The organism is Microlunatus antarcticus, assembly GCF_014193425.1.
Taxonomy (GTDB): Bacteria; Actinomycetota; Actinomycetes; order Propionibacteriales; family Propionibacteriaceae; genus Microlunatus; species Microlunatus antarcticus.
Genome location: NZ_JACHZG010000001.1, coordinates 3,503,347 through 3,528,669, shown reverse-complemented (window position 1 = coordinate 3,528,669; position 25,323 = coordinate 3,503,347). Strand labels below are relative to the sequence as shown.

The following is a 25,323-nucleotide window of genomic DNA, read 5'->3' as shown; positions in this document are numbered from 1 at the left end:
GCAAGCTTGTCGACCCCGGTCCGTGCGTGGCTGACCAGGTTACCCGGCTCGACGTCGACTACCTGGTCGTCGGCGCGGGCGCGGCCGGGATGGCGTTCACCGACGCCCTGATCGACCACGCGGATGTCTCCGTGGCGATGGTCGACCGCCGCGACGGCCCCGGCGGGCACTGGCGCGCGGCGTACCCCTTCGTCCAGCTGCACCAGTCGTCGACGTACTACGGCGTCGCGTCGACGCTGCTCGGTGGCGACCGACGTCAGACCTCGGGACCCGAGGCCGGGCTGCACGAGCGGGCCGGGCAGCCTGAGATCCTCGCCTACTACGACCAGGTCCTCGCCGAACGGATGGTCGGCCCGGGCCGCGTGCGGCTGTTCACGGGCGCCGACTTCCTGGGCGGTCGGACCTTCGTGGACCGGGCGTCGGGCGAGCACTACGCCGTGCCCGAACGGTGCCGTATCGTCGACGCGCGCTACCTCGCGCCGGACATCCCCGGCGAGACCCCGCCGCCGTTCGCCGTCGACGGCGCCCACGTCGTCCCGGCCAACGACCTCCCGACGTCCGGGCCCGCCCGGCAGCACGTGGTCGTCGGCTCCGGCAAGACGGCCACCGACAGCGTCGTCTGGCTCCTGCGGCACGGCGTCGACCCCGACGCGATCTGCTGGGTGCGCCCGCGCGAGCCCTGGATGCTCGACCGGGCCCGGATCCAGCCCGACCCCGTGATCTACCTCGGGATGGTCGCGGAGCTGATGGGCCTGGCGTCGGACGCCCGCACCCTGCCCGGGCTGTTCACCGCCCTCGAGGACGCCGGGACGATGATGCGCCTCGACCCCGCCGTCACACCGTCCATGGCGAAGGTCCCGACCCTGGGTCGCTGGGAGCTCGACCTCCTGCGCCGGGTCGAGCACGTGGTGCGCCTGGGCCGTGTACGGACGGCCCGACGTGGTCGCCTCGACCTGGACGGCGGGACGGTCCCGATCGACGACGACGCGCTCGTCGTCCACTGCGCGGCGGACGGCCTGAGGCCGCGACCACGTCGGCCGATCTGGGCACCGGACGTCGTCACGCTGCAGCCCGTCCGGGCCGGCTTCCCCTGCTTCGGGGCGGCGCTCGTGGGCTACGTCGAGGCGACCCGGGACGACGACGCCGAGAAGAACCGCCTCTGCCCGCCGTCGTCGTACGGCAACTCGCTGGCCGACTGGGCCCGGATGAACGTCCTCGGCTTCCGGGCCGGCGCGGTCTTCGGCGCGGAGCCCGACGTGAAGGCCTGGACCGACCGGGTCGCGCTCAACCCGGCGCGGGTGCCGCCCGACGCCACGTCACCCGAGCTCGACGCCGTCCTGGAACGTCTCGCGCGGGCCGTCCCGTCCGGCGTCGCGCGGCTCGAGGAGCTCGCGGCCGCGGGCACCTGAAGCGGTTCGTTCGCCGGCGACGCGCGGTCCGGACGCAGCCGAGGGTCTGTCGGTGGGAGGGCGTGGGCGTCTAGATTGTCGCCATGTCGACCGAGGTGCTTCGGTACGCCGCGTTCACGACCAGCGACGGTCGCGGGGGCAACCCCGCGGGGGTGGTGCTCGACGCGGACGGGCTCGACGCCGCCGCGATGCAGGAGATCGCCGCCGACCTCGGCTACTCCGAGACGGCCTTCCTCTTCCCGCGCGACCACGAGCCCAACGTGTACGACGTCCGCTTCTTCGCCCCGCGGCAGGAGGTGCCGTTCTGCGGTCACGCGACCATCGCCTCCGGCGTGGCGCTCGTCGAGCGGCACCCGGCCGCCGAGCTCGTGTTCCACACGCCTGCGGGCCTGGTCACGGTCAACACCGAACGTACCGACCACGGGCTCGTGGCCGAGCTGACCAGCGTCTCGCCGCGGGTCCGGCTGGCCCCGCCCGGGCTGGTGGGGCCGGTGCTCCGGGCCCTCGGCTGGTCGCCGGGTGACCTCGACCCCGACTACCCCGTACGGCTGGCGAACGCCGGCTCCGAGCACCTCGTGCTCGTCACCCGCACCCGCGCGCGGCTGGCCGACCTGCACTACGACTTCGACGCCCTCGCCGCCCTCATGCAGGAGCACGAGCTCATCACGGTCCTGCTCGTCTGGCCCGAGGGACGCAAGCTCTTCCACGCCCGCAACCCCTTCGCCGGCAGCGGCGTCGTCGAGGACCCGGCGACCGGCGCCGCGGCGGCCGCGTTCGGCGGCTACCTGCGGGACCTCCACATCATCGGCGCCAGCGCGGAGTTCACCATCTGCCAGGGCGTGGACATGGGCCGCCCGAGCCGCATCGACGTCAGCGTCCTGCGCGGCGAACCCGGCGTGAGAGTCCGAGGCGCCGCGAGCGCCATCCCGGCCTAGGACGAACAGCCAGCCGCTCGCGAAACTAGACCAGGCACTCGCTCGACGGCGGCGATGTGAGCGTCGGGTAGGTCGTGCGCCCGCTCCTGCCTGGACGAGCAGCCGGTGACGTCACCCAGTACGCCTGAGGCGACCGTCAGGACGAACGAGTGGCGTCACCGGATGGGAGGAAGGCAGGAGCTCTCCGCGCACGGCCGGGCGCGAATCACCAGGACACGCTGAGGGGGCGCCCTTCGTCGTAGCCGGAGCTGGACTGCACGCCGACGACGGCGAGCTGGTGGAACTCTTCCAGCGTCGAGGCACCGGCGTAGGTGCAGGAGCTGCGGACGCCGGCGACGATCGAGTCGATGAGGTCCTCGACGCCCGGACGCTCCGGGTCGAGGTACATCCGCGAGGAGGAGATGCCCTCCTCGAACAGGCCGGACCGCGCCCGGTCGAAGCCGCTCGAGTCCTTGGTCCGCAGCCGTACGGCGCGGGCGGAGGCCATGCCGTACGACTCCTTGTACGCCCGGCCCTGCGCGTCGACCATCAGGTTGCCGGTGCTCTCGTACGTCCCGGCGAACCAGGAGCCGATCATCGCGCTGCCCGCACCGGCGGCCAGGGCGAGCGCGACGTCGCGCGGGTAGCGGACGCCGCCGTCGGCCCAGACCGACTTGCCGAGCGCGCGCGCCGCCGCCGCGCACTCGAGCACCGCGCTGAACTGGGGGCGTCCGACGCCGGTCATCATCCGCGTCGTGCACATCGCGCCCGGGCCGACGCCGACCTTGATCACGTCGGCTCCCGCGCCGACGAGGTCGTCGACCCCGTCCGCGGCGACGACGTTGCCGGCGACGAGGGGGACCGAGCGGCCGGTCGCGTCGGCGAGGCGGTCGCGGACCTCGCGGACCGCCTTCAGCGACGACAGCATCTTGTCCTGGTGCCCGTGCGCCGTGTCGACGACCAGCACGTCGATCCCGGCCCGGAGCAGCGCCTCAGCCCGCCCGGCGACGTCGCCGTTGATGCCGACCGCCGCGCCGATCATCAGCGCCCCGTCCGGGTCGAGGGCGGGGCGGTAGAGCGTGGAACGCACCGCGGAGCGCGAGGTCATCACCCCGAGCAGGCGGCCGTCCGACCCGGCCGAACCGTCGGGCTCCACGACCACGGCGAGCTGGAGGTGCGAGGCGGCGAGCGCGTCGAAGATCTCCCGCGGCGAGGTGTCCGGGCCGACGGCCACCAGGTCGGTGCTCATCACGTCCTTCACCTGGGCGAAGCGGTCCACCCCGACGGTGTCGGCCTCGGCGACGGTGCCGAGGGGGCGGCCGTCCTCCACCACCACGACGCGCCCGTGCGCCCGCTTGGGGAGCAGCGACAGCGCCTCGCCGACCGTGCTGCTCGGCGCGACCGTGACGGGGGTGTCGAAGACGGTGTGCGAGCCCTTGACCTTGCGGACGACCTCGGCGACGACCTCGGTCGGGATGTCCTGGGGGATGATCGCGACCCCGCCGCGGCGGGCGACGGTCTCCGACATCCGGCGGCCCGACACCGCGGTCATGTTGGCCACGACGAGGGGCAGCGTGGTGCCGACCCCGTCGTTGGACGTGAGGTCGACCTCGAGGCGGGAGGTCAGCGACGAGCGTCGCGGGACCATGAACACGTCGCTGTAGGTCAGGTCCGTGGCGGGCGGCGGCTGCAGGAAGCGCATGGGTCCATTGTCCCTGGTCCGGGGACGGAGGTCGATCCCGCGCGGGCCACCCCCGACGGCGCGAAAGAGCGTACGATGATGAAGTGGTTGACGCTTCTACTTCCCCCTCGTACGTGGCTCCCGGTCAGGAGTTCACCCGTGACATGCAGTACGTCGCGACCCGCATCACCGCGGACGGTCGCGACGGCTTCGCCGTGGAGGCTGGCCGCTACCGGCTGATCGCCGCCCGCGCCTGCCCGTGGGCGAACCGCGCGATCATCGTGCGCCGCCTGCTCGGCCTCGAGGACGCGATCTCCATGGGCCTGACCGGCCCGACCCACGACCAGCGCAGCTGGACCTTCGACCTCGACCCGGGCGGCGTGGACCCGGTGCTCGGCTACGAGCGGCTGCAGCAGGCGTACTTCGCCTTCGACCCCGACTACCCGCGCGGCATCACGGTGCCGGCGTTCGTCGACGAGACCACCAAGGCGCTCGTCACCAACGACTTCGCGCAGATGACGCTCGACATGTCGACGGAGTGGACCGCGTTCCACCGCGACGGCGCCCCCGACCTCTACCCCGAGCACCTGCGCGACGAGATGGCGCCGGTCATGAAGCGCATCTTCACCGAGGTCAACAACGGCGTCTACCGCTGCGGCTTCGCCGGCTCGCAGGAGACCTACGAGGCCGCGTACGACCGCCTCTTCGTCGCGCTCGACTGGCTGGAGGAGCGCCTGGCCACGCAGCGCTACCTGATGGGGGACTCGATCACCGAGGCCGACGTCCGGCTGTTCACGACGCTGGCCCGCTTCGACGCCGTCTACCACGGCCACTTCAAGTGCAACCGGCAGAAGCTGACCGAGATGCCCGTGCTGTGGGCCTACGCGCGGGACCTGTTCCAGACGCCCGGCTTCGGCGACACCACCGACTTCGAGCAGATCAAGAAGCACTACTACGTCGTTCACAGCGACATCAACCCGACGCAGATCGTGCCGAAGGGCCCGGACCTGGCGGGCTGGCTGACGCCGCACCACCGCGAGGAGCTGGGTGGGCGACCGTTCGGCGACGGGACGGCCCCCGGACCGGTCCGCGCCGGCGAAGAGGTCCCGGCCGGGGCGAACCCCGCTTCCTGATCCACCCACGAACGAGCCGTCTGCCACCGCGGGCGGCTCGTTCTGGCGTGCCTCGACGGCGGGTCGCCCTCACCCGCATGGTCCTGACCGTGCCCGGGTCGGCCGGGATCGTTCCCGAAACCTTTCGACTCCTCTGGTGGCCGGTTTCCCTGGCCGAGCGCTCGTCTTCGCCTCACCGTACGGGCCGGAACCACGGCGCGGATGCGCGCCGAGCCTCCTTGAATTGCTTGGCACACAATCCTTGACCTGTCCGCCAGGACCGGCCTAGTGTCCTGAGCACGACGAACCGCTCACCACTTATCCGAAACTTTTCGGGGCCGTGGAGAGCTCCGGACGGACGACGAACCGTCCTGTCGTCGTGCACGACCTGCCCGCGACCCCCGCCGGCGGACCCACCTCAACGAAGAGGAACCCCATGTCCCTACGCCGTACCTGCCTCAGCCTGGTGACCGCGGGAGCTGTCGCGTCCGCCCTCCTCGCCGGCGGCGCCCCCGCCGCCGGAGCCGCCACCAGCGACGCGGGCAGCAAGTCCCTCAAGGCCCTGGCCAAGCCGACCGGCGTCCGCGTCGGTACCGCGGTCGACACCGCCGCCCTCGCCGACGATGCGACGTACGCCGGTGCCGTCTCGGCCCAGTTCAACAGCGTCACCCCCGAGAACGTCATGAAGTGGGAGGTCGTGGAGCCGGAGCGCGGCAAGCTCGACTTCACCGAGGCCGACAAGCTCGTGGCCTTCGCCAAGGCCCACAAGCAGAAGGTCCGCGGCCACACGCTGGTCTGGCACAGCCAGCTGCCGGCCTGGCTCACCAGCGGGGTCGAGGACGGGTCGATCGACAAGAAGCAGCTGCGCTCGATCCTCAAGCAGCACATCGCCACCGAGATGGGCCACTTCAAGGGCGACATCTGGGCGTGGGACGTGGTCAACGAGGCATTCAACGACGACGGCACGCTGCGCGACTCGCTGTGGCTGCGCGAGCTCGGGCCGGAGTACATCGCCGACGCGTTCCGGTGGGCGCACAAGGCCGACCCCAAGGCGATTCTCTTCTACAACGACTACAACACCGAGGGCATCGGGCCGAAGAGCGACGCCGTCTACAAGCTGGTCAAGGAGCTGCGCAGCGAGGGCGTGCCGATCCAGGGCTACGGCGTCCAGGGCCACCTGAGCACCGAGTACGGCCTGCCCACCGACATGCAGGCCAACCTGCACCGCTTCGCCAAGCTGGGGCTCAAGACCGCCGTGACCGAGGCGGACGTGCGCATCACGTTCTCGGCCAGCGACCCGGCGACCCCGGCCGAGGTGCAGGCCCAGTCCAACGGCTACAGCTACATGCTGCAGAGCTGCCTGCTCGAGCGCAGCTGCATCTCGTTCACCGTCTGGGGCTTCACCGACAAGTACTCGTGGATCCCGCAGGTCTTCCCGGGCGAGGGCCAGGCCAACCTCTACGACGAGGACTACCAGCCGAAGGCCGCGTACGAGACGGTGCAGCGCGACCTGAGGCTGGCGAAGGGCATCAAGAAGCACTGACCCGTAGGTTCCGGCTCGGAGCACGAGATCGGGGTGGATCTGACCGCGACTACGCGGTCGGATCCACCCCGATCTTTCGTCAGCCCGGTGCGGGGGAGAGGTAGACCCACAGCTGCAGCGGCGGGACGTCGCCGTAGCCGAAGCCGCTGAGGTCCAGGCTCGTCGGACCGAGCCGGGTCCAGCCCTCCGACTCGTAGAGCCGGGCCGGGCCGGTCGTGCTCTGCAGGACGTCCAGGACCGCCCGCCGGCCCGACGCGTGCGCCCGTTCCGTCGCCGTTCGGACGAGGGCGCGCCCGACCCCGCGCCCGCGGGCGTCGGGATGCACGAGCAGCCGGGCCAGCACCGTGAGCCTGGCGGCCGGCAGGCCGGTCGCCTCCTGCGCGAGCGCGAGGACGGGTTCGCCCTCCGCCCGGTGCAGCGCGACCTGCCCGACGACCCGGCTCTCGGGGCCGTCGTCGTCCGCCGCCACCCAGGCGTCCGTCTCGCCCTGCGCCCGCAGGAACTTCGCCGGCTTGGCCGGCCAGTAGCGGGGATAGCCGTCCACCGCGTGCGTGCGCTCCATCACGGCCACGCAGGCGTCGTCGTCGGTGGCGAGCTTGGCCCTGATGATCACGCCGTCATTGTCCTTCGGCACGACCGTTCCTCGCGGCTCGGACCGGGCCGGCCTCAAGCGGCCAGGTGGAACGTGCTGGCGAACCGGTCGAGGAGGTCGCCGCGGCCGTGCAGCACCTGGACCACCCCGGTGGCGATGGCCCGGTCGGGCGCGAGCTCGCCCGAGATGAGCCGCCGGATGGCGTGGCCCGCGGCGAAGGTCAGGTCGGCCGGGCCGTCACCGCGCGTGACGTCGAGGTTGGCCCCGTCCACGCGGACGAGGAGCTGCGCGGGGCCGAGGCGCGCCGCGTACGCCGTGGCCGGCAGGTCCGCCGCGACCAGCGGACGGAACGCGGTGCGCAGCGCCATGGTCATCGCGTCCGGCGTGATGACCTGCTCGTCCCGCGGGTCGCCCATCGCCTTGAAGCCCCAGGTGCCGAGGGCGAGGACGACGGGCTCGAGCTCGCGGCCGTACGGGGTCAGCTCGTAGACGATGACGCGCGAGTGCGGGGCCCGGCGCAGGATCCCGGCCGCCTGCAGCTCCTTGAGCCGCGTCGCGAGGATGTTGCTCGGGATGCGGGGCAGGCCCTCGGCGAGCTCGCCGTAGCGGCGCGGCCCGACGAGCAGGTCACGGACGATGAGCAGGGCCCACCGCTCGCCGACCAGCTCGAGGGCCCGGGTGATCCCGTCGTACTGCCCGTAGTCGCGTGCGGCCACCGGCCTCAGGCCTGCTGGTCGGCGAACGCCGCGGGGCCCTGGGCCGCGGCCGCGGGGTCCATCCAGCCGAAGTCGATGACGTTGCCGTCGGGGTCGGTGACCCCGCGCTGGTACATGAAGCCGAAGTCCGTGGCCTCGCCCGGCTCGGTACCGCCCGCGGCAACGCCAGCGGCGACCGCGGCGTCGACGGCCTCGCGGCTGTCGAGGAAGATCGCCGTCGAGGCCGAGGGGTTCACCGCGGGGTCGCCGATCGGCAGCTGGGTGAAGGTCTGGAAGTAGTCGCGCACCAGGATCATGACGTAGCTGTGGTCCTCCTCGACCACGACGCAGGCGGCGTTGTGGTCGGTGAAGAGCGGGTTGATGCGAAAGCCGAGGGCCGTGTAGAACGCCTTCGCGCGCTCCAGGTCGGTCACCGGCAGGTTGACGAACATCGAGGTCATGGTGGTCTCCCGTCGAGAGCCCGTCGTCGGGCTGCGCCCTCACACTTGCAAAAAGCAAGTAGGACGTCAAGACCCCGGGGCCGTCAGCGCCCGGACGCGGCGTACGGGCCGGGCGCGCCGGTGACGTTGAGCATCACCGTGTAGATGCTGGTCGTCGCGCAGGCGAAGAGCACGTTGCGCTTGAGGCCGCCGAAGGTGAGGTTGGCCGTGATCTCGGGCAGCAGGAGCTTGCCGAGCAGCGTTCCGTCGGGGTGCAGGCAGTGCACGCCGTCCTCGGCGGCCGCCCAGATCCGGCCCGTGCTGTCGAGGCGGATCCCGTCGAACGTGCCCGCCGTGCTGGTGGCGAGCTCGCGGCCGCCCTCGAGCCGGCCGTCGTCGGTGACGTCGAAGACGCGCAGGTGGCGGCGCGCCGAGTCGACGACGTAGAGCTGGCTCTCGTCCAGCGAGAGCGCCAGCCCGTTCGGCTGGTCGAAGTCGTCCGTCACCTGGTGGCAGGTGCCGTCGGGGTCGATCCGGTAGACGTGGTGCCCGAGCTCGGGCTCGGCCTGGAAGCCCTCGTAGTCGGTGGAGATGCCGTAGCTCGGGTCGGTGAACCAGACCCGGCCCCGGCTGTCGACGACGACGTCGTTCGGGCTGTTGAAGGGGTGGCCGTCGTAGCGGTCGGCGAGGACGGTGAGCGACCCGTCGTACTCGGTCCGGGTCACCGCCCGGGAACCGTGGCCGCAGGTGACCAGGCGCCCCTGGCCGTCGAGCGTGCTGCCGTTCGGGTAGCCGGCCGGCGACCGGAAGACGCCCGTCTCGCCGGTGAGCTCGTCCCAGCGGAGCAGCCGGTCGTTCGGGATGTCGCTCCAGACGAAGCTGCGCGACGCGGGGAGGTAGGTCCCGCCCTCGACCCAGCGGCAGCCGGACGCGATCCGCACGACGAGCGAGTCGCCGTCCACCGCCGCGAAGCGGTCGTCGAGGCGTTCCCAGGTGGTGGGCAGGGCGTCGGCGGGGGGCTGGCCTGGTCGCGTCGTCACGCGGGACACCGTACGGCGGCACCCTCGGCCTCCGGCGACCTGCTCGACGGGATTGATCATCACCTGGACGGCGTCGGACGCCCGAGGGCCGCAACGCGGCGGAAACAATCGCTCGCTAGCGTCACGAGCGCTGCACCGGACTCGCCCGTACGCCCACCGCCGTCTGCCGGGAGGACCCCGATGAACCTCGCGCCCTCGGAGACCGAGAAGCTGCTGATGGCCGTCGCCGGCATGGTCGCCCGGGACCGGCTGGCCCGCGGCGTCAAGCTGAACTGGCCCGAGTCGGTGGCCCTGCTGAGCACGTGGGTGATCGAGCGGGCCCGCGAGGGCGCCCGCGTCGACGAGCTGATGACCACCGGCCGCGAGGTCCTCACGCGCGACCAGGTCATGGACGGCGTCGCCGAGATGATGACCGACGTGCAGGTCGAGGCGACGTTCCCGGACGGCCGCAAGCTCGTCACCCTCCACTCGCCGATCCAGTAGAAGGAGACGACATGGCGGGCATCGCGACCTCGGGACCCGGGGCCTTCCGGATCGCCCCGGGCGAGATCGAGCTCAACGCGGACCGGGGCCCGGAGGAGCGCGGCGAGCTGACCTTCACCAACACGGCCGACCGGCCGATCCAGGTGGGGTCGCACTTCCACCTGCCCGACGTGAACGTCGGGCTCGAGTTCGACCGCGCGGCGGCGCAGGGCCACCGGCTCGACATCGCGGCGGGCACGTCGGTGCGCTTCGAGCCGGGCGCCTCCCGGACGGTCGCCACCGTCGCGCTGCGCGGGCGTCGCCTCGTGCCCGGCCTCCAGATCCGCACGCCCGCCCCGACCGAGCAGGAGGGCTGATACGTGCGCATCAGCCGTGACGCGTACGCCGCGATCTTTGGCCCGACCGCGGGGGACCAGATCCGCCTCGGCGACACCGACCTCTGGATCGAGATCGAGCAGGACCTGACCGTCGGCGGCGAGGAGTCGGTCTTCGGCGGCGGCAAGTCGATCCGCGAGTCGGGGAACCAGTCGCTCGCGACCTCGGCGGAGGGTGCGCTCGACACGGTGGTCACCAACGTCGTGATCCTCGACCACTGGGGCATCGTCCGCGCCGACGTCGGGATCAGGGACGGCCGGATCGTCGGCATCGGGCGCAGCGGCAACCCTGACATCGCCGACGGCGTCGACCCCGCGCTGATCATCGGCCCGGGCACCGACGTGATCTCCGGCGAGGGCAAGATCCTCACGGCCGGCGGGTTCGACGCCCACGTCCACCTGCTGTCGCCGTCGCAGATCCACGAGGCGCTGGCCGCCGGGCTCACCACGCTGGGCGGCGGTGGCACGGGGCCGTCCGAGGGTTCGAAGGCCACCACGGTCACGCCCGGGGCGTGGCACCTCAAGCAGACCCACCGGGCGCTGGACGAGTTCCCGGTGAACCTCCTGCTGCTGGGCAAGGGCAACACGGTCTCGGCCGGCGCGTTCGAGGAGCAGGCCCTGGCCGGGGCCGGCGGCTACAAGGTCCACGAGGACTGGGGCTCGACCCCGGCCGCCGTGGACGCCGCGCTCCGGGGGGCGGAGGAGTGGGGCCTGCAGGTCGCGTTGCACTCCGACTCGCTGAACGAGTCCGGCTTCGTCGCGTCCACCGTGGCCGCGATCGCGGGACGCAGCATCTCCGCGTTCCACGTCGAGGGCGCCGGTGGCGGGCACGCGCCGGACATCATCACCATCGCCGGGCTGCCGCACGTGCTGCCCGGCTCCACGAACCCGACCCTCCCGCACACCGTCAACACCGTCGCCGAGCACCTCGACATGCTGATGGTCTGTCACCACCTCAACCCCTCGGTGCCCGAGGACCTGGCCTTCGCCGAGTCGCGGATCCGCGCGACCACGATCGCCGCCGAAGATCATCTGCACGACCTCGGCGCGATCTCGATCACCTCGTCGGACGCACAGGCGATGGGGCGCATCGGCGAGGTGATCACCCGGACGTGGCAGGTCGCGCACGTGATGAAGCACGTGCGCGGCGACCTGTCCGGCGGCCTGCCGGCCGACAACTTCCGCGCCCGGCGCTACGTGGCGAAGTACACGATCAACCCCGCGATCAGCCACGGCGTCGACCACGAGATCGGGTCGGTCGAGGTGGGCAAGCTCGCCGACCTCGTGCTCTGGGACCCGCGCTTCTTCGGCCACCGCCCGAGCGTCGTGATCAAGGGCGGCGGCATCGTCGTGGCCGCGCTCGGCGACCCGAACGCCTCCATCCCGACGCCGCAGCCGGTGCTCATGCGCCCCGCCCTCTACTGGGGCAGCGGGGCCGCGCGCTCGCAGACGTACGTCGCCCCGGCCGCCCTCGACGCCGGGCTGGCCGACGAGCTGGGGCTCCAGCGCCAGCTGGTCGCGTGCCGTCCGACGCGCGACGTCGGCAAGGCGCAGATGATCATGAACGACGCGCTCCCGGACATCGTGGTCGACGCCGAGACGCACGCGATCACGATCGACGGTTCCTTGATCACCCCCGCGCCCGCGAGCGTGCTGCCGCTGGCCCAGCTCTACTCGATGTTCTGAGCGGTCGGACCCGCCGCATGACCGCCTCGTACCTGTCCCTGCTGCTCGCCGACGGCCGGCTGCCCACGGGTGCCCACACGCAGTCGGCCGGGGTCGAGCCGGCGCTGCGGCACGGGATGCGCGTGGACGAGGTGCCCGCGTACCTGCGGGTGCGGCTCGCCACCGTCGTCGAGGTCGAGGCGGCCGCGGCCGTGGTGGCCGGGCACGTCTGGACCAGCGGGGTCGTTCGCGCTGGTTGCGGAGCGTCGACCGTGGTCGAGGCGCTGGCCGAGGTCGACGCGGCCTGGCGCGTCCGGACGCTGTCGGACGCGCTGCGCGAAGCCTCGGACCTGCTGGGCCGCAGCTACCTGCGGACCGCGGCGGCCGTGTGGGACCTGACCCCGTTCGCGACCGCGGCCGGACCCTGGTGCCGGGCCGTCGTCCTCGGCGTCGTCGCCGCCGAGGCCGGGCTCGACGCCGAGCAGACCGCCCGCCTCGTCGCGTACGAGGACGTCCAGACCGTCGTCGCCGCCGCGCTCAAGCTCGAGCCCTTCGACCCGAGCGTCGGGGTGCGCTGGGCGGCGGACGCGGCCGTCGCGGTCGAGGCCCTCGTGAGCCGCGTCGTCGACGCCCGCACCACCACCGACATCCCGGCCCACAGCGCCCCCCTCGTCGAGGAATGGGGCCAGCACCACAAGACGAGCGAGAGGCGGTTGTTCCGTGCCTGAGAGCAGCACCATCCCCACCCGAGCCCTGCGGATCGGGGTGGCCGGACCGGTCGGCACCGGGAAGAGCTCGCTCATCGCGCTGCTCTGCCGCGAGCTCGGGACCGAGCTCAGCCTGGCCGTCGTGACGAACGACATCTACACCGACGAGGACGCGCGGTTCCTGCGCTCGGCCGGCGTGCTCGACCCCGAGCGGATCCGCGCGGTCGAGACCGGTGCCTGCCCGCACACGGCGATCCGGGACGACATCAGCCAGAACCTGCTCGCCGTCGAGGACCTCGAGCGTGACTTCGCGCCGGTCGACGTCGTGCTCGTGGAGTCCGGCGGGGACAACCTCACCGCGACGTTCTCCCCGGCGCTCGTCGACGCGCAGTTCTTCGTGCTCGACGTCGCCGGCGGGGGAGACGTGGCCCGCAAGGGCGGCCCCGGCATCGCCCGCGCCGACGCGCTCGTGGTCAACAAGACCGACCTCGCCCCGTACGTCGGGGTCGACGTCGAGCAGATGGTCGCCGACGCCGAGGACGCGCGCGAGGGCCGTACGGTCCTCCCCCTCAGCCGGCAGGACCCGGCGTCGGTCGCGCGCGTGAAGGCGTGGGTCCTGGCGACGCTGGCCGAGTTCCGCACCGGGAACCACGTCGCGCAGGACCCGGGACCCATGGCGCCGCACTTCCATGCCGAGACCGGGGAGACGCACACCCACGAGCACGCCCATTCCCACTGAGACCGCGGCGACCACGACGGTCGCGGTCGACCGGGTCGACGGACGGCACGTCGTCCGGCTGCGGCAGGGTCTCCTCCGGCCGCAGGTGGTCGGGTCCGCCCCGGACCGCTGCCGGATCGGCCTGCTGGCGACGACCGCGCTGCTCCTCGGCGGCGACGTCGTCGAGCTCGAGGTCCGGGTCGGACCCGGGGCGCGGCTCGACCTGTTCGACGTGGCCGGGACCGTGGCGTACCACGGGCGGGGCGAGGCGAGCGCCTGGCACGTCCGGCTCGAGCTGGCCGCGGGGGCGGCGCTGACCTACGCCTGCGAACCCTTCGTCGTCGGTGACGGCGCGGACGTGACCCGCACGCTCGACGTCGACCTCGCCCCCGACGCGTCCGCGGTGGTGCGCGACACCGTCGTCCTCGGTCGTACGGGTCAGCGCGGCGGCCGCCTGCGTTCCGTCACCGCGGTGCGCGTCGGCGGGCGTCCCGTCCTGCTCGAGGACCAGCGCCTCGACCCCGACGGCCTGCGGGACGCGCCGGGCATGCTCGGCGCCCACCGCGTCCTGGACACGGTCGCGTGGCTCGGGCCGGCGCGGCCCGAGCCGACGGCGGCCACGACGTACGCCCTCGTCGGCGGAGCCGGGACCCTGAGCCGCTGGCTCGGCAGCAGCCTGGCCGACTCGCCGCTGCACCGCGTGGACGTCGGTGCCACCGACGCGGCGGTCCACGCGGCGCCGTCCCCGGCCCGCTGACCGGCAGCCCGGCCACGTAGCGTCTCCGGGTGGCTTCCCGTGACGTCCTGGCACCGGTGCGGGCCGTGGTCTTCGACCTCGACGACACGCTGCTCGACCACCGGGGTTCGACGACCGCAGCCCTGGCGGCGTGGCTCCCCGGCCTCGGGGTCGAGCCGGCCCCCGGCCTGGAGCAGGCCTGGTTCGACCTGGAGGACGAGCACTTCGAGAGCTGGCGGTCCGGTCTGATCAGCTTCGACGAGCAACGGAGACGACGCCTCCGCGACTTCCTGCCGCTCGTCGGTCAGGCCGTCGGCCCCGACGCCGAGCTCGACCTGGTCTTCGTCGGCTACCTCGAGCAGTACGAGCGGGCCTGGCGCCCCTTCGACGACGTCCGGCCCGCCGTCGACGACCTGGTCGACCGCGGGATCGCCCTGGCCGTCCTCACGAACGGCTCGACCGCGCAGCAGACCGCCAAGGTGGCGGCGATCGGGCTGAGCGACTGCGTGGCCGGGGTCGTGACGGCCGAGCAGCTCGGGGTGGCCAAGCCCGCGCCGCAGACCTATCGGGCCGCCTGCCGGCTGCTGTCCGTCGCTCCGGCCGAGACGGTGCACGTCGGCGACCGCCACGACCTCGACGTGGTCGCCGCGCGGGCGGCGGGACTACGGGCGCTCCACCTCGACCGGCACCGGCGGGAGGAGGAAGCACCGGCAGGCCGGATCACGACCCTCGCCGAGCTCAGCGCGCGGCTGGAGACCTGACCTCTGACGCCGCACGGCTCAGGCGCGAGGTGTCGGGCCTCAGCCCGCCGTCCGGCGGACCGGTTCGCCGGCGTAGACGTGGACATGCAGGTGCTTCGAGTCCTGGAAGCGCCCGAGGTTGGTCAGCACCCCCGCCTCGCCGTGCGTGACCTCGACCTCGCGGGCGACCCGCTGCACCACGGCGAGCAGGGCGCGGACGTCCGGCTCGTCCTCGTCCGCGACCGACGTGAACGAGGCCAGGTGGCGCTTCGGGACGACGACGACGTGGACGGCCCAGAACGGCCGGGTGTGGTGGAAGGCCAGGACCCGGTCGTCCTCGTGCACGACGTCGAGGTGCTGCGTACGCGGGACGGCGACGTCGCAGTAGAAGTCGTTGCCGTCGTACGCCGGGTCCGTCACGGGCCGACCCTAGCGAGTGCGACCCCCGGACCCGCTGGCCAAGCGCTCAGCCGACGGCCTCCACGAGGTAGGTGGCGACCTGCTCCGGGTTCGTCGGGGCGACGGTCAGGCCGCTGCGGCCGAGCACGGCGCCGGTCAGCACGACGGGGCCGCGGTCCTGCTGCACGAGCCGGAGCGGGCCGAGGTGGTCGGACGTCGCGTGGTCGCTGGTGCCGGCCCGGTCGACGTGCCACCACGGCGGCGGGACGACCCCGGAGGGCGGCTGGTCGAGCAGGGCGGGCGTGACCCGGTAGCGCAGGTCGGGGTCGAGGCCGGGCAGCGGGACCCGCCCCAGGATCGCGACGTCGGAGCGCGACACCGAGGCGAACGAGTAGATCGCGCTCCGCCGGTCGTGCGCCACCACCCCGCCGGCGAGCAGCGCGTCGTCGGGGAAGTCGATCCGGACGAGGTCGCCCTGCAGCAGCAGCGCGCGGTGCTCCTTGTAGAAGGCGATCCACGCACCGAGCTCGGCCAGCTCGGTCTCGGTGGCGCTGGTCAGGTCCCACTCCACGCCGAGGTGGCCCCAGATCGCCGTCGCGGCACGGAAGCGCAGCTCGTGGTGACGTCCCGTCGTGTGCGAGGCGCCGGAGGCGATGTGCGCCCCCATGAGCTCCGGCGGGATCAGCTGCGTGGTCCAGCGGTGCATCTGCTGGCGCTCCAGCGGGTCGATGCAGTCCGAGACCCAGACGCGGTCGGTGCGCTCCAGCACGCCGAGGTCGACGCGCGAGCCGCCCGAGGAGCACGACTCGATCTCCAGCCCGGGGTGCGCGGCCTTGATCTCGTCGACGAGGCGGTAGAAGGCGAGCGTCTGCGCGTGCACGCCGGGCTGCCCGGTCGGCGAGGTGCCCGCGTCCACGAGGTCGCGGTTGTGGTCCCACTTGATGTAGGAGATGTCGTACTCGGCCAGGATCGCGAAGATCTGGTCGCGGATGTAGGCGTAGCACTCGGGGATGCCGAGGTTGATCACCTGCTGCTGGCGGGCCTCGACCGGGATCCGGCCGCCCGTGGCCATGATCCACTCGGGGTGCGCCCGGGCGACGTCGGAGTCCTCGTTGACCATCTCGGGCTCGAACCACAGCCCGAACTGCATCCCCAGCCCGGTGACCGCGTCGACGAGCGGGTGCAGTCCCTCGGGCCAGACGTCGGGGGAGACGGTCCAGTCGCCGAGCCCGGCGCTGTCGTCGCGCCGGCCGCCGAACCAGCCGTCGTCGAGGACGTAGCGCTCGACGCCCGCCGCGGCGGCCAGGCGGGCGAGCTCGAGGAGCTTCTCGTGGTTGGCGTGGTCGAAGTAGACGGCCTCCCAGACGTTGATCGTCACGGGCCGGTCCGGGCCGGGGTGGTTCGGCCGGGCCCGCAGGAAGCGGTGGAACCGACGCGCGACCTCGTCGAGCCCGGTCCCGTACGCGGCGTAGACCCAGGGCGTCTCGTACGACGCGTCCGGTCCGAGCACGACCTCGCCCGGCAGCAGCAGCTCGCCGCCGCCGATGACCTGCTCGCCGCTGGACAGCCGCTCGGCGTAGTGGGTGTGGTTGCCGCTCCAGGCGGTGTGGACGGCCCAGACCTCGCCGGTGGCGAAGTCGAAGCCGGGCGTCCCGACGTGCAGCAGCGTGGCCGCGTCCGGACCGGTCCGACCGCGACGCCCCTCGCGCAGGTGGGTGCCGACGTCGAGGCGCCCGCGCTGCGGGGTGCGCTCCTTGCCCCAGCGGCCAGCCAGGTCGAGGACCTCGCGCGCCACCGCGGGCACCGGCAGCGCGAGGACGAGGTCCTGCAGCCCGTACGCGTCGGCCGCGGTGTTGGTCAGCCGGGCGCGGAGCCGGACGAGCCCCTCCGGGGTCAGCTGCACGGTCAGCTCGAGGGCCAGTCCGGCCTCCTGGTCGTCCGCCCGGACGACGAGCGTGGCGGCGCCCGCGTTCGTCACGCCCGACCCGAGGGCGACGTCGGCCCCGTCGAGCGCGAGCGAGGCGACGGTGAACTTCGGGGACCAGCCGGCGCCGGCGCGCGACCCGCTCAGCCCGGGGCGCCCGGTCCAGCCGGTCCAGTGCTCCGGCAGCAGGGCGACCGAGACGGGGTCGTCGATGGAGCTCGGCGCGACGACCGCCGCCGAGGCCTCGGCCAGCGCGACGGCGTCCTCGTCGGTCAGCGTCGGCAGCGCCGCACCCCAGTGCAGGACGCGCGGCAGCCCGGCCCCGCCGAGGTCGAGCACGAGGCTGACGCCGGCGGCGCTCAGCGCGACGCAGGTCGGGAGGGCGGAGGGGGTCGCGGGCACGGGGGCACGTCCAATCAGGCGGTCGGGCAGGGCGAGGGCAGGGTGAGGGCAGGTGGGGACGGTCGGGATCAGGGGAGGGAGCAGCCGCAGGAGCGACGGACCACGAGCTCGGTGGGGAGGTGCTGGTGGGCGGGCGCGTTGGCGGGGTCGAGCACGGCCGAGAGCGCGGTCCGGGCCATGAGGTCGATCTGCTGGCGCGAGGACGTCAGGGGAGGCCAGGTGAACTCCGACTGCGTCGTGCCGTCGTAGGCCACCAGCGCGATGTCGTCGGGGCACTCGAGCCCCGCCTCACGGACGGCGCGGTAAGCCCCGGAGGCCTGCTGGTCCGACGACAGGAAGATCGCGTCGGGCCGGTGCCGCCAGGCCAGGACCTGCCGGGTCGCCTCGTAGCCGCCGGTCCGGCTGAAGTCGGTGCGCACCACCGGCCCCGGCGGCAGCCCGTGCGCCGCGAACGCGTCGGCGAAGCCGCGCTCCCGCGGCTCGGGCAGCCGTTCGGTGGACTCGCCGATGACCAGGGCGACGCTCGTGTGGCCGTGCGTGCCGAGCAGGTGCTCGACCAGGTCGTACGCCCCCCGGCGGGAGTCGGAGCCCACGGCCGCGTAGCCGGCGAACGGGGTGGAGACGTTGATCAGCACGGTGGGGCGCCTCGGTGCGGGCAGCGCCGCCAGGGCCTCCGGCATCAGGACCGTCGAGACGAGGAGCCCGTCCACGTTGCGCCCGGCGAGGTCGGTGACGAGCTCGCGCTCGAGGTCGACCCGGGAGCCGGAGCTGCCCAGCGTCACGAGGAAGCCGCGCTCGGCGGCCGCACCCTCGACGGCCTGGGCGAGCTCGGCGAAGAACGGGTTCGTGATGTCCGGGACGACCAGCCCGAGCATCTCGCTCGAGCCCAGGCGCAGCGTCCGGGCGGCGACGTTGGGGGAGTAGTCGAGGGCCTGCACCGCCGCGCGCACCCGGGCCGCGGTGCCGGGGGACACCCGACGCGGGCCCTCGTTGACCACGTAGCTGACGACCGCGGTGCTGACGCCGGCGTACCGGGCGACGTCGGCGCGGGTCGCGGCCCGGCCGTGGGCGAGGGGTCGTACGGGCACGGTCACGCCCGGACCTCCTCCGCCTCGTCGCCAGTGGGAGCGGTCAATCTACTGCGGTAGACCGCCTCTGGGAAGAGCCTGGGTCGAGCGAGTCGGGCAGCCGGCCGGGCGACGGACGGCGCAGACGAGCGGAAAGTGCCCTTCGATGGCCGGAATGGATCGCTCCAACGGCTACTTCTGTGACCAGCATGAGCGAGAGCCCGGCAGGTCTCAGTTCCGACACGGCGGCTCGGGGGTCTTGCCAGCGCCCGATCTACTGCTGTAACTTCCTGCGCATCGAGGCGCCGCCGCTCCGATCTCGGACGGTGCGGCGTACGCCGGTCCGAGGTTCGGAGGGATGACGATGATGTCGTGCACGAGGGCGCCAGCCCGACGGGTCTGGCCCGACGCCGCCGCCGGAGGGCCGGAGTGAGCACGGCCACCGCACCGGTCGACAGCGCCACGGGCGCGGCGACGCCGCCCGTCGGCAAGGGCACCAACCGGCCGCCCGGCAAGTCCGACCTGTCGATGGCGCTGGTCTTCATCGCCCCGGCGCTCTTCGGCTTCCTGGTCTTCTACCTCTACCCGACGATCCGCGGCATCTACTTCAGCCTGACGCGCTACAACATCCTGGGTCGACCGCGCTTCATCGGGATCGACAACTACACCCGGCTGTTCGGCGACGCGCTGTTCTGGAACGCGATGAAGGTGACGCTCGAGTACGTCGCCCTCAACATCCTCTTCCAGACGATCCTCGCCGTCGGGATCGGCGTCCTGATGCAGCGCCTGACCAAGAACACCGCCGTCCGGGCGGTCATCCTGCTGCCGTTCCTGATCTCGAACGTGATCGCGGCGCTCGTCTGGTTCCTCATGCTCGACTTCCAGGTCGGCATCGTCAACGAGATCCTGGCGAACATCGGGCTGGACCGGATCACCTTCTTCGGCGGCGACGCGACGGCGATCCCGACCATCGCCGCGGTCAACGTGTGGCGCCACATGGGCTACACGGCACTGCTGATCTTCGCCGGCCTGCAGACGATCCCCGACTACGTGTACGAGGCCGCCGCCGTCGACGGCAGCACCGAGTGGCGCTCGTTCTGGCGGATCACGCTGCCCCTGCTGCGCCCGATCCTCGCCCTGGTCCTGGTGATCACGGTGACCGGCTCGTTCCAGATCTTCGACACCGTGAACGTGACGACCCGGGGCGGCCCCGGCAACGCGAGCCGGGTGATCCAGTACTACATCGTCCAGAAGGGCTTCACCGAGGGCCAGTTCGGCTACGCGAGCGCCATCTCGTTCGTGCTGTTCGTCATCCTCGCCATCGTCGCCCTCGTCCAGCTACGCCTGCTCCGTGCGGGCGAGTCCGACCTGGCCTGAGAAGGGACGGACATGGCCACCACCATCGCCCCCACATCCATCGCGCCCGAGCAGACCGCGAGCGGGACCCGCGGCCGCAAGCCGCTCAACGCGGGCCGCGTCGCCGCCTGGGCCGCCATGATCATCATCATCCTGATCACGCTGTTCCCGTTCTACTGGATGCTGCGCACCTCGTTCTCGACGTCGAAGGCGCTGTTCCTCGAGCCGGGGAAGCTCGGGCCCGTCGACTTCACCCTCGGCGCGTACAAGCGGGTGCTCGGGCTCGCGACGACCGCCGAGGCGCAGGCCGAGGGCGGGTCGGGCGCGTCGGTCGACTTCTTCCTCTACCTGCGGAACTCGACGATCTTCGCCGTGGTCGCGACAGCGGGCCAGGTGTTCTTCAGCGCGCTGGCCGCGTACGCCTTCGCGCGGCTGCGGTGGCCGGGCCGCGACATCGTGTTCTTCGCGTTCCTGACCGCGCTGATGGTGCCGCCGATCTTCACCGCGCTGCCCAACTTCATCCTGATCAAGAACCTGGGCCTGCTGGGCACGTTCCCGGGGCTGATCGCGCCGTACTTCTTCATGACGCCGTTCGCCGTCTTCTTCCTGCGGCAGTTCTTCCTCGGCATCAACCGTGAGGTCGAGGAGGCGGCGAAGCTCGACGGCGCCGGGCTCTGGATGGTCTTCTTCCGGATCATCCTGCCGATGAGCTGGGCGCCGATCACCACCCTGGCGATCCTCACGCTCATCAACATGTGGAACGAGTACCTCTGGCCCCTGCTGGTCGGGACGAACGACAGCACCCGCGTGCTGAACGTCGCCCTGGGCGTCTTCCGCTCGCAGACCCCGCAGACCGGGCCCGACTGGGCCGGCCTCATGGCGGCCGTCCTGATCGCGGCGCTCCCGCTGCTGATCGTCTTCATGTTCTTCGCGAAGCGGATCGTCAACTCGATCGGCTTCTCGGGATCCAAGTAGGCCCAGGACCCCTCCGGGGGCCCGTCGACGGGGCAGGCCCCTGCCTCACGGCCGTCCGCACGACCAGCACCACCCGCACGACCCAACGCACTGCGCCAGCCCGGGGCGGTGCCACCCGAAAGGAACTGCCAACGATGGCAAGAATGCACAAGAAGCTCGGGGCCGCCCTGGTCGGCCTCGCGGCCCTGAGCCTGACCCTCACCGCCTGCGGCGGCGGCGGCTCCGACAGCGGCGGCGGCGGTGGCACGGACGGCGACGCGATCGACACGACCTCGGCGACCGGCGAGGTCAACTACTGGCTCTGGGACGCCAGCCAGCTCCCGGCGTACCAGGCCTGCGCGGACGCCTTCCACACGGCGAACCCGAACGTCACGGTCAAGATCAGCCAGTACGCCTGGGACGACTACTGGAGCAAGCTCACCAACGGCTTCGTCGCCGGTGACGCGCCGGACGTCTTCACCGACCACCTGTCCAAGTACGGCGAGTTCGTCGCCCAGGACCAGCTGGTCCCGCTCGACGCCACGCTGGCCAAGGACGGCTTCAACACGAACCAGTACCAGCCGGGTCTCGCCGACCTGTGGGTCGGCCAGGACGGCAAGCGCTACGGCCTGCCCAAGGACTTCGACACCGTCGCGGTGTTCTACAACAAGACGCTGACCAAGGCGGCCGGGTACTCCGACGCGGACCTGCAGGACCTGTCCTGGAACCCGACCGACGGCGGCTCGTACGAGAAGCTGATCGCGCACCTCACCCAGGACACGAGCGGTCGGCGCGGCGACGAGGCCGGCTTCGACAAGAGCAAGATCAAGGTCTACGGCCTGGGCCTCGACGGCGGTTCCGGCGGCGACAACGGCGGCCAGACCCAGTGGAGCATGTACACCGGCTCGACGGCGCCGGCGTGGCAGTACACCGACAAGAACCCCTGGGGCACGCACTACAACTACGACCAGCCGCAGTTCCAGCAGACGATCAGCTGGTACAAGAGCCTGATCGACAAGGGCTACATGCCCAGCGTCGCCGAGGTCACCGGCCAGGACGAGACCTCGATCTTCACCGCCGGCAAGTACGCCACGGTGACGAACGGCTCGTGGAACACCAACGCCCTCGCCGGGAGCAAGGACCTCAGCGTCGGGCTCGCGCCGACGCCCGTCGGGCCGAGCGGCAAGCGCTCCAGCATGTACAACGGCCTCGCCGACTCGATCTGGGTGGGCGCGAAGAACAAGCCGGGTGCCGCCAAGTGGGTCGAGTTCCTCGGCTCGCCCGACTGCCAGAACATCGTCGGGGAGAAGTCGGTCGTCTTCCCGGCCATCCCCGCCGCCACGGAGAAGGCCCAGGCCGCCTTCGAGGCCAAGGGCATCGACGTCAAGGCCTTCACCACCCAGGTGACGGACAAGACGACCTTCCTGTTCCCGATCACCGACCACGCGTCGGAGATCAAGGGCATCCTGCAGCCGGCGATGGACAACGTCCTGTCCGGCAAGGCGGACGTCTCCTCGCTGACCGAGGCGAACACGCAGATCAACCAGCTGTTCCAGTAGTCACCTGACCGGCGCGCAGCGCGCCGATCACCGTCCGAGGGGCGTCGCCGGTCTGTCCGGCGGCGCCCCTCTTTCGTCCTGGTCGTCGCTCCGCTGCTGCTGGTCGGGCTCGATGTCCTACTGGTGCTCGAGGTCGCGGAGCCGGACGACGAGGCTGCGGGCGACCTGCTCGCGGACCGGGGGGGTGCTGACGTCGTCGGCGTAGGTCCACGTCAGCGTGTTGGCGTAGCGCTGCACGTAGAAGTCGAAGCGCCGGTCGCCGTCGACCAGGCTCCACCGGACGACGGACCCCGCGGCGCTGGAGAGCCAGTGCCGCCCGGTCACCTCGTACGCGGTCGGCGGCCGGTCGTACGGGGGAAAGGTGACCGCCACGCGCGTGCACCGGAGCATCGCCACCCGCTTGCGGTCGAGCTCGGCCCGGGCGGCGTCCGCGTCGGCGAAGCGCACGACGAGGAGCGTCACCGGCTGGGCGGGGCGGCCGTTGATCCCCGTCCAGGAACGTCCGTCGAGCGGCGGGGTCGAGGTCAGGACCGTCAGCGGGGCGCAGGCCGCCGGGTCCGTCCGCGGGCTGCGGTCGGGACCGAAGCCCGCCGGGTCGGCCGGCGAGGCCAGGCCCGAGCGGTCCACCGGACGAAAGGTCTCCAGCGCGGCGTCGAGCCGGAGGTCGCTCACGAAGGCCCGCCGGTCGAGCGCCGCACGGACGCCGAGCGCCGCGCCGACCTCCGCCCCCAGGAGCACCAGCGACACGACCAGGGCCGCGGCGACCACCGATCGGGTCGAACGCCGCGTCGCCGGCCTCATCCGCCCGGGCAGCCGCAGGAGCGCCGGACGACCAACGTCCCCTGGAACTGCTGGTGCGGGGTCGGTCGGGTCGGGTCGAGGGCGAGGGACACGGCCTCGCGCGCCATCGCGGCGATGGGCTGGGCCACGACGGTCAGCGGCGGCCAGGAGTACTCGGCCTCCTTGGTGCCGTCGAAGCTGACCACGGCCAGGTCGCCGGGCAGCGCCAGCCCGCGTTCGTGCCCCGCGCGGAGCAGGCCGACGGCGAGCAGGTCGCTGCAGGCGAACACGGCGGTCGGGGGGTCCGGGGAGTCGAGGAGCAGCCGGCCGGCCTCGTAGCCGCCGTCCCGGGTCCACGGCACGCGCGTCACCGGTCCCTCGGGCAGCCCGGCCGCCCGCAGCGCCTCGCGCCACCCGATCTCGCGCGGGTCCTCCAGGTCGTGGGCCGCGTCGCCGAGGGCGATGCCGATGCGGCGGTGGCCGTGCACGCCGGCGAGGTGCTCGACCGCGAGGCGCGCCCCTTGGGCGCCGTCCAGCCCCACGCTCGCGAAGCCGGGGATCGGGGCCGACGTGTCGAGCAGCACCACCGGCGGCAGCCGGAAGGAACGGCGGAACGTCTCGTCCGGCCGGTGGGAGACGCTCGCGGCGATGATGCCGTCGACCTGGCGGCCGAGCAGGTCCTCGACCAGGCGGGTCTCCGACTCGAGGTCGTCCCGGGCGGTGGCGATCATGAGCGCCCGGCCCCGCTCGTACGCCTCGGCGCCGATCGCGGAGGCGTACTCGGTGTAGTACGGGTTGTCGGCGTCGGCGAGGACCAGCCCGATGATGTCGGTCCGACCCTTGCGCAGGGCCCGGGCGCTCGGGTTGGGACGGTAGTCGAGGAGCTCGATCGCGTCCCGCACGCGGGCCGCCGTCTGGGGGGCGACGGGCTTGGGCCCGTTGTTCACGACGTAGCTGACGACGGCGGTGCTGACCCCGGCCTGACGGGCGACGTCGTCCCGTGTCACGGCGCGCCGAGACGTGCTCACCGTCCGCTCCGCATGGGTCTCCGCCTCATCGCCCGCTCGGGCTCGAAGGCCCGATCGTAACGGAGTGGCGCCCGTTCAGGAGGTGGGTGTCGCGCCGGGCGCGGACGGGGCGGCGGTCGGGGTCGACGACGCCACCGGGGTGGGGGAGTCCGACGGTACGGGGCTGCTCGACGGGGTGGGGGCGGCCGTCGGCTCGCTGCTCGGCGTCGACGACGGCGCGGCCGTCGCGCTCGGCGCGGCGCTCACCGTGGAGCTGGGGGCGGCGCTCGGCGTCGGCGACGCACTGGGTCGGGCGGTCGGCGTCGGGCTGGGCCGGGTGCTCGGCTCGGCGACCTGGCCGACGGTCGTGCCGGTCCCGCCGGAGAGGGCGCGCCCGGTCGCCAGCTCGATCCCCGTCAGCACCAGTGCGGCGACGACGAACATCAGCAGCGCGCCGACGACGACCTGCTTCCAGCCGACGCGCGACCGCCCGGCGGTGGTGGTCGCGTCCGGGTCGACGTCCGCGCCGTCGGGGGTCTGGTCGGTGGTGACCGGCCACCCGTCGGTGGCGTCGACGCCGGTGTCGCCGACGCTGGTCGGCGGGGTCGTGGCGGTCGCCTGGCCGGGCTGGCGGGCGGTGCCGCCCGTGGAGGCCGGCCGGACCCGGGCGATCACGGTGCTGACGCCCTGGCTCGTACGCCTCAGGGAGGCCGTGTAGAGGGTCCCGGCGACGGCCGCGATGATGCTCGCGAACGCGGCACCGACGACGGTGCCGGCGAGGCTGAGCCGGGAGCCCAGCGCGGCGGCGGTCATCGCGGCGAGGGCGCCGCCGACGATCTGGGCGATCGACAGCGAGCTCTTCGGGGCCTCGCGCTTGTCGGGTCCGTCGTCGGCGGAGGGCTGGGGGCGGTCGTTCGGGTCGGTGCTCATGTGCGTGCTTTCGTCCGGGCGTGGTGGGCACCAGGCGGTGCCCTCGTCCGTGTCCGCCAACGGCTGGTCCGCCGCGTTCGTTACCAGGGGTGAGGA

25 protein-coding genes are annotated in these 25,323 nt (G+C 72.7%); 14 read left to right on the top strand and 11 right to left on the bottom strand.

From position 1 onward, the window contains the following. Positions 1-26 precede the first annotated feature (26 nt). The gene (locus tag FHX39_RS16530; protein WP_332836883.1) at positions 27-1,409 is read left to right on the top strand and encodes an NAD(P)-binding protein; all 1,383 of its coding nucleotides are present in this window, start codon (positions 27-29) and stop codon (positions 1,407-1,409) included. Positions 1,410-1,492: 83 nt separating this feature from the next. Then, positions 1,493-2,344 (top strand): PhzF family phenazine biosynthesis protein, encoded by an 852-nt coding sequence (locus FHX39_RS16525; RefSeq protein ID WP_183340208.1) that lies wholly within the window; start codon positions 1,493-1,495, stop codon positions 2,342-2,344. Between the two features lie 205 nt (positions 2,345-2,549). Here the strand turns inward: FHX39_RS16525 and FHX39_RS16520 are convergent, their stop codons facing one another. Further along, complete coding sequence (locus tag FHX39_RS16520; RefSeq protein ID WP_183340207.1) at positions 2,550-4,025, bottom strand: GuaB1 family IMP dehydrogenase-related protein; 1,476 nt, start codon at positions 4,023-4,025, stop codon at positions 2,550-2,552. 143 nt (positions 4,026-4,168) lie between these two features. Here FHX39_RS16520 and FHX39_RS16515 point away from each other — a divergent pair, with 143 nt between their 5' ends. Further along, positions 4,169-5,137: a glutathione S-transferase family protein gene (locus FHX39_RS16515; RefSeq protein ID WP_183340205.1), complete on the top strand. Its 969-nt coding sequence runs from the start codon at positions 4,169-4,171 to the stop codon at positions 5,135-5,137. A gap of 415 nt (positions 5,138-5,552) precedes the next feature. Then, the gene (locus FHX39_RS16510) at positions 5,553-6,659 is read left to right on the top strand and encodes an endo-1,4-beta-xylanase (protein ID WP_183340203.1); all 1,107 of its coding nucleotides are present in this window, start codon (positions 5,553-5,555) and stop codon (positions 6,657-6,659) included. Between the two features lie 79 nt (positions 6,660-6,738). Here FHX39_RS16510 and FHX39_RS16505 read toward each other — a convergent pair whose 3' ends face one another. The 4 genes from FHX39_RS16505 to FHX39_RS16490 form a co-directional block, all read right to left on the bottom strand. Then, complete coding sequence (locus FHX39_RS16505) at positions 6,739-7,293, bottom strand: GNAT family N-acetyltransferase (RefSeq protein ID WP_183340201.1); 555 nt, start codon at positions 7,291-7,293, stop codon at positions 6,739-6,741. A 32-nt stretch (positions 7,294-7,325) separates the two neighbouring features. Then, on the bottom strand, positions 7,326-7,967 hold the full coding sequence (locus FHX39_RS16500) for a winged helix-turn-helix transcriptional regulator (RefSeq protein WP_183340199.1): 642 nt from the start codon (positions 7,965-7,967) through the stop codon (positions 7,326-7,328). Between the two features lie 5 nt (positions 7,968-7,972). Continuing rightward, positions 7,973-8,407 (bottom strand): VOC family protein, encoded by a 435-nt coding sequence (locus tag FHX39_RS16495; protein WP_183340197.1) that lies wholly within the window; start codon positions 8,405-8,407, stop codon positions 7,973-7,975. 83 nt (positions 8,408-8,490) lie between these two features. Continuing rightward, positions 8,491-9,426 carry an SMP-30/gluconolactonase/LRE family protein gene (locus tag FHX39_RS16490; RefSeq protein WP_332836882.1) on the bottom strand — a complete coding sequence of 312 codons (936 nt, stop codon included), beginning with the start codon at positions 9,424-9,426 and terminating at the stop codon, positions 8,491-8,493. Positions 9,427-9,606: 180 nt separating this feature from the next. Between FHX39_RS16490 and FHX39_RS16485 the strand changes: the two genes are divergently transcribed. From FHX39_RS16485 to FHX39_RS16460, 7 genes are all read left to right on the top strand, one after another. After that, positions 9,607-9,909: an urease subunit gamma gene (locus FHX39_RS16485; protein ID WP_183340193.1), complete on the top strand. Its 303-nt coding sequence runs from the start codon at positions 9,607-9,609 to the stop codon at positions 9,907-9,909. Between the two features lie 11 nt (positions 9,910-9,920). Next, positions 9,921-10,265 carry an urease subunit beta gene (gene ureB / locus FHX39_RS20745; RefSeq protein ID WP_198423442.1) on the top strand — a complete coding sequence of 115 codons (345 nt, stop codon included), beginning with the start codon at positions 9,921-9,923 and terminating at the stop codon, positions 10,263-10,265. 3 nt (positions 10,266-10,268) lie between these two features. After that, the gene (locus FHX39_RS16480; RefSeq protein ID WP_332836881.1) at positions 10,269-11,969 is read left to right on the top strand and encodes an urease subunit alpha; all 1,701 of its coding nucleotides are present in this window, start codon (positions 10,269-10,271) and stop codon (positions 11,967-11,969) included. A 17-nt stretch (positions 11,970-11,986) separates the two neighbouring features. Continuing rightward, entirely contained in the window at positions 11,987-12,676 is a 690-nt protein-coding gene (locus FHX39_RS16475; RefSeq protein WP_183340191.1) for an urease accessory protein UreF, read from the top strand. Then, positions 12,669-13,394 carry an urease accessory protein UreG gene (gene ureG / locus FHX39_RS16470; RefSeq protein WP_183340189.1) on the top strand — a complete coding sequence of 242 codons (726 nt, stop codon included), beginning with the start codon at positions 12,669-12,671 and terminating at the stop codon, positions 13,392-13,394. Before FHX39_RS16475 ends, ureG begins: the two co-directional genes overlap by 8 nt. Before the next feature lie 85 nt (positions 13,395-13,479). Then, a complete protein-coding gene (locus FHX39_RS16465) occupies positions 13,480-14,130 on the top strand; it encodes an urease accessory protein UreD (RefSeq protein ID WP_183340187.1) in 651 nt (216 codons plus the stop codon). Positions 14,131-14,159: 29 nt separating this feature from the next. After that, the gene (locus FHX39_RS16460) at positions 14,160-14,870 is read left to right on the top strand and encodes an HAD family hydrolase (protein ID WP_332836880.1); all 711 of its coding nucleotides are present in this window, start codon (positions 14,160-14,162) and stop codon (positions 14,868-14,870) included. Positions 14,871-14,909: 39 nt separating this feature from the next. Here FHX39_RS16460 and FHX39_RS16455 read toward each other — a convergent pair whose 3' ends face one another. The 3 genes from FHX39_RS16455 to FHX39_RS16445 form a co-directional block, all read right to left on the bottom strand. Further along, complete coding sequence (locus FHX39_RS16455) at positions 14,910-15,269, bottom strand: HIT domain-containing protein (RefSeq protein ID WP_183340185.1); 360 nt, start codon at positions 15,267-15,269, stop codon at positions 14,910-14,912. A 46-nt stretch (positions 15,270-15,315) separates the two neighbouring features. After that, the gene (locus FHX39_RS16450) at positions 15,316-17,574 is read right to left on the bottom strand and encodes an alpha-galactosidase (RefSeq protein ID WP_183340183.1); all 2,259 of its coding nucleotides are present in this window, start codon (positions 17,572-17,574) and stop codon (positions 15,316-15,318) included. A 68-nt stretch (positions 17,575-17,642) separates the two neighbouring features. Beyond that, positions 17,643-18,668 carry a LacI family DNA-binding transcriptional regulator gene (locus tag FHX39_RS16445; protein ID WP_183340181.1) on the bottom strand — a complete coding sequence of 342 codons (1,026 nt, stop codon included), beginning with the start codon at positions 18,666-18,668 and terminating at the stop codon, positions 17,643-17,645. Positions 18,669-19,070: 402 nt separating this feature from the next. Between FHX39_RS16445 and FHX39_RS16440 the strand changes: the two genes are divergently transcribed. From FHX39_RS16440 to FHX39_RS16430, 3 genes are all read left to right on the top strand, one after another. Further along, a complete protein-coding gene (locus FHX39_RS16440; RefSeq protein ID WP_332836879.1) occupies positions 19,071-20,018 on the top strand; it encodes a carbohydrate ABC transporter permease in 948 nt (315 codons plus the stop codon). A 12-nt stretch (positions 20,019-20,030) separates the two neighbouring features. After that, the gene (locus FHX39_RS16435) at positions 20,031-20,972 is read left to right on the top strand and encodes a carbohydrate ABC transporter permease (RefSeq protein ID WP_183340179.1); all 942 of its coding nucleotides are present in this window, start codon (positions 20,031-20,033) and stop codon (positions 20,970-20,972) included. A gap of 143 nt (positions 20,973-21,115) precedes the next feature. Continuing rightward, the gene (locus tag FHX39_RS16430; protein WP_183340177.1) at positions 21,116-22,510 is read left to right on the top strand and encodes an ABC transporter substrate-binding protein; all 1,395 of its coding nucleotides are present in this window, start codon (positions 21,116-21,118) and stop codon (positions 22,508-22,510) included. Positions 22,511-22,627: 117 nt separating this feature from the next. Here the strand turns inward: FHX39_RS16430 and FHX39_RS16425 are convergent, their stop codons facing one another. From FHX39_RS16425 to FHX39_RS16415, 3 genes are all read right to left on the bottom strand, one after another. After that, positions 22,628-23,278, bottom strand: a complete 651-nt coding sequence (locus tag FHX39_RS16425; protein WP_183340175.1) for a hypothetical protein — start codon at positions 23,276-23,278, stop codon at positions 22,628-22,630. A gap of 29 nt (positions 23,279-23,307) precedes the next feature. Beyond that, complete coding sequence (locus FHX39_RS16420; protein ID WP_183340173.1) at positions 23,308-24,318, bottom strand: LacI family DNA-binding transcriptional regulator; 1,011 nt, start codon at positions 24,316-24,318, stop codon at positions 23,308-23,310. A 75-nt stretch (positions 24,319-24,393) separates the two neighbouring features. After that, complete coding sequence (locus FHX39_RS16415) at positions 24,394-25,227, bottom strand: hypothetical protein (RefSeq protein WP_183340172.1); 834 nt, start codon at positions 25,225-25,227, stop codon at positions 24,394-24,396. Positions 25,228-25,323 lie beyond the last annotated feature (96 nt).

Excerpts from the sequence above, each read along its gene's own strand:
- FHX39_RS16495 (WP_183340197.1), bottom strand. The coding sequence starts at position 8,407 with ATGACCTCGATGTTCGTCAACCTGCCGGTGACCGACCTGGAGCGCGCG.
- FHX39_RS16435 (WP_183340179.1), top strand. The coding sequence starts at position 20,031 with ATGGCCACCACCATCGCCCCCACATCCATCGCGCCCGAGCAGACCGCG.
- FHX39_RS16430 (WP_183340177.1), top strand. The coding sequence starts at position 21,116 with ATGCACAAGAAGCTCGGGGCCGCCCTGGTCGGCCTCGCGGCCCTGAGC.
- FHX39_RS16520 (WP_183340207.1), bottom strand. The coding sequence starts at position 4,025 with ATGCGCTTCCTGCAGCCGCCGCCCGCCACGGACCTGACCTACAGCGAC.
- FHX39_RS16485 (WP_183340193.1), top strand. The coding sequence starts at position 9,607 with ATGAACCTCGCGCCCTCGGAGACCGAGAAGCTGCTGATGGCCGTCGCC.
- FHX39_RS16510 (WP_183340203.1), top strand. The coding sequence starts at position 5,553 with ATGTCCCTACGCCGTACCTGCCTCAGCCTGGTGACCGCGGGAGCTGTC.
- FHX39_RS16415 (WP_183340172.1), bottom strand. The coding sequence starts at position 25,227 with ATGAGCACCGACCCGAACGACCGCCCCCAGCCCTCCGCCGACGACGGA.
- FHX39_RS16475 (WP_183340191.1), top strand. The coding sequence starts at position 11,987 with ATGACCGCCTCGTACCTGTCCCTGCTGCTCGCCGACGGCCGGCTGCCC.
- FHX39_RS16525 (WP_183340208.1), top strand. The coding sequence starts at position 1,493 with ATGTCGACCGAGGTGCTTCGGTACGCCGCGTTCACGACCAGCGACGGT.
- FHX39_RS16515 (WP_183340205.1), top strand. The coding sequence starts at position 4,169 with ATGCAGTACGTCGCGACCCGCATCACCGCGGACGGTCGCGACGGCTTC.
- ureB (WP_198423442.1), top strand. The coding sequence starts at position 9,921 with ATGGCGGGCATCGCGACCTCGGGACCCGGGGCCTTCCGGATCGCCCCG.